Genomic DNA, 6245 nt, shown 5'->3' on the forward strand with positions numbered 1-6245 from the left:
TAAGGTGGGGTGGCGTGGGGCTTGCCTTGCACACGACACGACAGGACGGCCGCGCGACGATCGCCGCGCGCGGCTCGATCGACCTGCACTCCTCCGAGGAACTGCGGGCGCGGCTCACCGAGCTGGTCGACTCCGGCGAACGCGAAGTGGTGGTCGACCTGACCGCCGTGGACTTCTGCGACTCCTCCGGCCTCAACGTCCTGGTCCGCGCCTACAAGCACGCCCGCGCCCAGAACGCCACCCTCACCGTGACCGGCGCCTACGGCCGGGTCGAGAACGTACTGCGGACCACAGGACTCGACCGCTTCCTCATCAGCGGTGCCGCGGGAGAAGGAGTCGGCTGATGCGCCGGGCACGGCCCCCCAGGACGTGCCCACGCCCTCCGAGGACAAGCGGCGGGCCGGGCACGGGATGACCCCACGATGACCGAGACCACGCTACGCGCGGCCCCCCAGACCGAGGCCGTCGAATACGCCCGGCGCCTCGCCGCACGCACCATGCGCACATGGGCGCTGATGGAACGCGAAGAACTCGTCACCGCCATCGTCGCCGAACTCGTCGCCAACGCCGTCCTCCACGCCGGCACCGCCCTCGAACTCCGCCTCCTCCGCGGCCCCGGCCGCGTCCGCGTCGAAGTCCGCGACCGCGCCGCCAAGATGCCCCGCCTCACCGTCCCCGGCCCCCTCGACGAATCCCACCGCGGCCTGTTCATCGTCGACCGCTTCGCCAACGACTGGGGCGCCGACCCCGTCACAGGCGGCAAGGTCGTATGGGCTGAAGTTTCTGTGTAAGCGCAAGCTGCGCTGTGTTTATTGGCGGTGCCTGCGGCGTCGGGCGCTGGGCGCCCTCCTTCTCCGGCACCGCGCGCGATCGCTGCATCGCTCCGACTCGCCCAGGGGCTCGCTCCGCGATCAGGGTCTCGCTCGCGCTCGCCCCTGCCTTCGGACGCGATCGCAACGGCTTGGCGCCGTCCGGGCTGGGGTGACGGGCTGGGGTGGGTGCGAGTTCTTATGGCGCGCGCCTTGCTATGGGGGCGTGCGTGGTCGAAGTTTCGCTGGTTTGGTGGGGGGTTGTCAGACGGCCTTGCGGTAGAGCTCGGCGACCATGAAGGCCAAGTCCAGGGACTGGCTGCGGTTGAGGCGGGGGTCGCAGGCCGTCTCGTAGCGCTGGTGAAGGTCGTCCTCGTCGATCGGGTGGCCGCCGCCGACGCACTCGGTCACGTCGTCGCCGGTGAACTCGATGTGGATGCCGCCCGGGTGGGTGCCCAGCGACCTGTGGACCTCGAAGAAGCCGGTGACCTCGTCCAGTACGTCGTCGAACCGGCGGGTCTTGTGGCCGCCCCTCGCCTCGAACGTGTTGCCGTGCATGGGGTCGCAGATCCACGCCACGCGGGCGCCGCTGCGCTCCACCTTCTCGATCAGCGGGGGAAGCACGTCCCTGATCTTGCCGGCGCCCATGCGGGTGATGAACGTCAGCCGTCCCGGCTCCCGTTCCGGGTCCAGCCGGTCGATCAGCGCCAGCGCGTCATCGGCGGTGGACGTGGGGCCCAGCTTCACCGCGATCGGGTTCCGGATGTGCCGCATGAACTCCACGTGCGCCCCGTCAAGCTGGCGGGTGCGCTCGCCGATCCACACCAGATGGGCCGACACGTCGTAGGGGAGGCCGCTCAGATGGTCGATCCTGGTCAGCGCCCGCTCGTACTCCAGCAGCAACGCCTCGTGGCTGGAGTAGAACTCGACGGTGTGGAACTCGTCCGGATCGGCCCCGCACGCCTTCATGAACGTCAGCGCCCGGTCGATCTCACCGGCCAGCCGCTCGTACCGCTTGCCCGCGGGGCTGCCCACCACGAAATCCTGGTTCCAGGCGTGGACCTGCCGCAGGTCCGCGTACCCGCCTTTGGTGAACGCCCGGCACAGGTTCAGCGTGACCGCCGAGCAGTGGTAGGCCCTCAGCAGCCGCCACGGGTCGTTGCGGCGCGCCTCGGGCGTGAAGTCGAACCCGTTGACCGCGTCCCCCCGGTAGGCGGGAAGCTCCAACCCGTCCCGGACCTCCGACGGTTTCGACCGCGGCTTGGCGAACTGCCCCGCCATCCGGCCGATCTTGACGACCGGCACGCTCGCGGCGTAGGTCAGCACCACCGCCATCTGCAGAAGCGTCTTCAGCTTGTTCTTGACGGCGTCGGCGTTGGACCCCTCGAAGGTCTCCGCGCAGTCCCCGCCCTGGAGGACGAACGCCTCGCCCCTGGCGACCTCCGCGAGTCGCTGCTTAAGCTGGTCGCACTCCCCGGCGAACACCAGCGGCGGCTGCCTGGAGAGCTCCCGCGCGACCGCCCGGACCTCCGCGGGATCCTCCCATTCGGGCTGCTGCTGGGCGGGGAGGGCGCGCCAGGCGTCCAGATCCCCCGAGAAGTTCATGGCCATGTCGAGATCCAACCTGACTACCTGATCTACCTGGGATGGGCGGTGCCAGGTGGATGGTACGCGGTGGACGCGGACGGACGGGACGGCGACCCGCCATACGCGGTGGTGGAACCGTCCCGTCCGCCACGCTGTGGTCGGCCATGGAGATCGGGTCGGGCGGCCTGCGGGGGGTGCGCCGGGACGGCAGAAGTCAGGCGGCCTTTGAAGGCGAGGCCGCGCGGACCGGATTACGGGCACGCCTGGGCTCGTGGTCGAGGCCCATGCCGCTCCTCGGGCCGGCGCCCGCGGCCGGACGGTGAGCGGCGGTGTCCGCTCCGGCGCGTGCGCCCGCAGGGGCACCGGCGCCCGCGAGCGCCCGGCGCCCGCTGAGGTCGGCCTCGGTCGCCAGCTGACGCAGCCGCCGCAGCGACCGGTCGGTGATCTGCCGCACGCGATTGTGGCTCAGCCCGTACTGGGCGCCGATCTGCGCGTACGACTGCGGCTGCCCGCTGTCCATGCCGAACCGGGCCCGCAGGATCGCCTCCTCGCGCTCCGGAAGGCGCTCCAGCAGCCGCGTCAGGCCCTCCAGATCGTCCAAAGCCATGATCTCCGCCTCGGGGGTCACCCCCTCCGGGTCCTCGAGCAGGTCGCCCATCGGGGTCTCCCCGGCGTCGTCCACCGTCGCGTCCAGGCTGGCGGGATCGCGGCGCCAGCGCAGCAGCTCGTCCACATGCTCCACGTCGGCGCCCACGGCGATCGCCAGCTCCTCGCGGGACGGCTCGCGGCCCAGCTCCCGCCCGAGCTGCCGCTCGGCACGGCGCAGCCGCGACAGCTCCTCCTCCACGTGCACCGGCAGCCGGATCGTCCGGGCGGTGTGGCTCAGCCCACGCCCGATCGCCTGCCGGATCCACCAGGTGGCGTACGTGGAGAACTTGTAGCCACGGCGGTAGTCGAACTTCTCGACCGCCCGCATGAGGCCCAGATTCCCCTCCTGGATGAGGTCGATCAACGGCAGCGAGTCGGTCGGGTACTTGCGTGCTATGGAAACGACGAGCCGCAGGTTGGCCTCGACGAACCTCCTCTTGGCGCGCAACCCGGCCTCGACGAGCTCCTCCAGCTCGTCGACGGTCGCGCCCTCGGGAAGCGCTCCCTGTTCCAGGAGCTGTTCGGCGTACAGGCCCCCCTCGATCGCCTTCGCCAGATCGACCTCCTCCACCGCGTCCAGCAGCGGGGTACGGCCGATCCGGTCCAGGTACGCCCCGACGAGATCCTTGTCGGGGGCGTCGACCCTGTCGCCCTTGGTACGGGTTGCAGCCATCCTGACCCTTCTCCGATGCGATCTCCGTAGAGGCACAACGCCCAATTACCCGCTGGGATTCCCGGGCAGGGAATACCTCAGGCCCGCTGGCCGCTCTACCCGACCTGATACCCCAGGTGAAGAGAGGACGACATGGCAACGGTCACACTGACCGAGGAGAACTTCGACGAGGTGGCCCAGGGCGACGGCATCGTGCTGGTCGACTTCTGGGCGGAATGGTGCGGGCCCTGCCGTATGTTCGCCCCCATCTTCGAGAAGGCTTCGGGTTCATACCCCGACATCGTCTTCGGCAAGGTCGACACGGAGGCCGAGCCCGGACTGTCGGAGCGCTTCGGCATCGCGTCCATTCCGACGCTCATGGCGATCCGCGACGGCGTCATCGTGTTCGCCGAGCCGGGTGCGCTGCCCGCCGCCGTCCTGGAGAACGTGATCGAGCAGGTCCGCGGCCTCGACATGGAGGACGTCCGCCGCCGCCTCTCGTCCTCCTGACCCCACCGGCTCTCCGCCCCGGTCTTCGGAGGCGTACCGGTACGCGCCGCGACCGGAGCGGGTTTTGGGTGGTGTCGGGCGCCGACCCGGCACGACCATGGCGCAGGCAAAGGGGCGGCCGTTAGCCGGTCTGGCATGATCGGTTACGGCGGCCCCGGCGCGGGTGTGGAGATCGAATCCAGTCATCCGGCTACGCGATGGGACGTGGGTCGTTCCATGCCCGCCCCTGGACCCTCGCCGTGGGGATGAGACCAGCGCCGGCTCGCCCGATCGGCCCCGGTCGCCCGCCTCCGCCAGGCAGGGCGGCCGATCCGGACCGAGGACCACGTCGAGAACGGCGTCTACATCGTCCGCGCGGACCTTCCGGGACTCGACCCGTCCCGCGACATCGATGTCTCCGTCCATGACGACTCGACCGCCGGGACGACATGAAGGTCCGCCACCACAGGGAGATCTCCTACGGCCTCCACCGCCGCGTGATGACCCTGCCGGACGAGGCCGACCGCGACACGCTGACCACGCGTTACGACAACGGCGTCCTCGAGGTGGCGATGAACCTCCCGGGCGCCCCTGTGCCTTAGGAGATCCCCTGAGGGAGGTGGCTTTGGGTGGGCGCAGGCTCCTTGGTGTCCTCCAAGATGGACGGATGCTCGCGGACGTCGTCCAACACCTCATGTGCCCTATCTGCGGGAGGCCCCTTGCGCTGGAGACGAAGGCGCTGCGTTGCCTTGCGGCGCATTCGTTCGACATAGCGCGGCAGGGCTACGCCAATCTGCTGTCCGGGAACGCACGTCCGGGCACTGCGGACACGCCGGAGATGGTGAAGGCCCGGGACGACTTCCTGGGCGCGGGACATTTCGCCCCCCTGACGCGTCTGCTCGGTGAACGCGCAACGGACGGATTGGAGCACGGTGCCGTCGTGCTGGACGCGGGCGCCGGAACCGGGCACTACCTGCGGGCTGTCCTTGACAGCACACCTGGTACGGTCGGGCTCGCCCTGGACATCTCCAAGCACGCCGCTCGGCGAGCCGCACGCGCACATCCGCGCATAGGCGCCGTCGTCGCCGACGTGTGGCGCCCCCTTCCCGTACGGGATGCGGCCATGGACGCCATCATCAACGTCTTCGCTCCACGCAACCCGCCCGAGTTCCAACGGGTCCTCAAACCGGGTGGGGCGCTGTACGCCGTGACCCCCTCAAGCCATCACCTCGGCCTGTTGGTGCGCGCGTTGGGACTGCTGTCGGTCGACGACCGGAAAGACCAGCGCATCGACGCCGCACTGGCGGGACGCTTCGCCCTGGAGGTGCGTGAGAACCTGGAGGTCGAGGCCCGGATGAGCCGTGGAGAGGTGGCCACGCTGGTAGGCATGGGGCCGAGCGCCCATCACGTGTCCGCGGAAGACCTGGCCAAGCGCCTCGCGGCCCTGCCCGAGCCGGTCACGGTGCCGCTGTCGTTCGTACTGTCCACGTACCGCCGCATCGAATGACGACGTCCGCGGAATACCCGTTGACCGCCGAGCGTTGACGACAGGTGCCGCGAGACAAGGCTGGTTCGCCGATTTGACGTTGCGTCGGCAACCACCTACTCTCTCGTCTGCCCCAAGGGGATGCGGGACGCCGGAAGGCGGACGGCCCCAAGGAAGCAACCAGAAATCGGTTCGAGCCCTCCGCGGGCTGATGTACGATGGTCTGGTTCGCCCGAACGGGATGCAGGACGCCGCGAGGTGGCCGGCCCGATGGGCACTCCCAGCGGATCGACGAAGGCGGCCTCCAGGCACGCCCAAGTCCGGTCTGCGGGAATTCCAGGCGACTTCGACCGTCGATCGATCCTTACGATCGATTTGACAGCCGAGGAACACCTGGTAAATTGGAAGGGTTGCCCCGGAGCTGGGTTCGTGTGAGCGGGTCTGGCACGGTGGGTGTCCGTTTCTTGAGAACTCAACAGCGTGTTAAAAGCCAGTGCCTTTTCGGTTCATTCGCCCTTTTGGGGTGGGTGGATCGCCCCGTGGCCGCAGGCCGTCCCGTTGGTGGGGTGGTTTG

7 protein-coding genes are annotated in these 6245 nt (G+C 69.4%); 5 read left to right on the forward strand and 2 right to left on the reverse strand.

The features are described 5' to 3' along the window. Positions 1-14 precede the first annotated feature (14 nt). Entirely contained in the window at positions 15-344 is a 330-nt protein-coding gene (locus QSK21_RS27460; protein WP_285700113.1) for an STAS domain-containing protein, read from the forward strand. Between the two features lie 78 nt (positions 345-422). Beyond that, a complete protein-coding gene (locus QSK21_RS27465) occupies positions 423-791 on the forward strand; it encodes an ATP-binding protein (RefSeq protein ID WP_285700115.1) in 369 nt (122 codons plus the stop codon). A gap of 282 nt (positions 792-1073) precedes the next feature. On the opposite strand, the gene QSK21_RS27470 is transcribed toward QSK21_RS27465, so the two are convergent. Next, positions 1074-2420, reverse strand: a complete 1347-nt coding sequence (locus tag QSK21_RS27470; protein WP_352231329.1) for a class II 3-deoxy-7-phosphoheptulonate synthase — start codon at positions 2418-2420, stop codon at positions 1074-1076. A gap of 190 nt (positions 2421-2610) precedes the next feature. Then, positions 2611-3717, reverse strand: coding sequence for a sigma-70 family RNA polymerase sigma factor (locus tag QSK21_RS27475; protein WP_285700116.1), 1107 nt, complete (start codon positions 3715-3717; stop codon positions 2611-2613). 132 nt (positions 3718-3849) lie between these two features. On the opposite strand from QSK21_RS27475, the gene trxA reads away from it, so the two are divergent. The 3 genes from trxA to QSK21_RS27490 all read left to right on the forward strand — a co-directional run bounded on the left by trxA (position 3850) and on the right by QSK21_RS27490 (position 5692). Beyond that, positions 3850-4206 (forward strand): thioredoxin, encoded by a 357-nt coding sequence (trxA, locus tag QSK21_RS27480; RefSeq protein WP_285700117.1) that lies wholly within the window; start codon positions 3850-3852, stop codon positions 4204-4206. Positions 4207-4634: 428 nt separating this feature from the next. Then, the gene (locus QSK21_RS27485) at positions 4635-4787 is read left to right on the forward strand and encodes an Hsp20 family protein (RefSeq protein ID WP_285700118.1); all 153 of its coding nucleotides are present in this window, start codon (positions 4635-4637) and stop codon (positions 4785-4787) included. Positions 4788-4852: 65 nt separating this feature from the next. Then, the gene (locus QSK21_RS27490; protein WP_285700120.1) at positions 4853-5692 is read left to right on the forward strand and encodes a putative RNA methyltransferase; all 840 of its coding nucleotides are present in this window, start codon (positions 4853-4855) and stop codon (positions 5690-5692) included. Positions 5693-6245 lie beyond the last annotated feature (553 nt).

It is taken from the genome of Actinomadura sp. NBRC 104412, assembly GCF_030269515.1.
GTDB lineage: Bacteria > Actinomycetota > Actinomycetes > Streptosporangiales > Streptosporangiaceae > Spirillospora.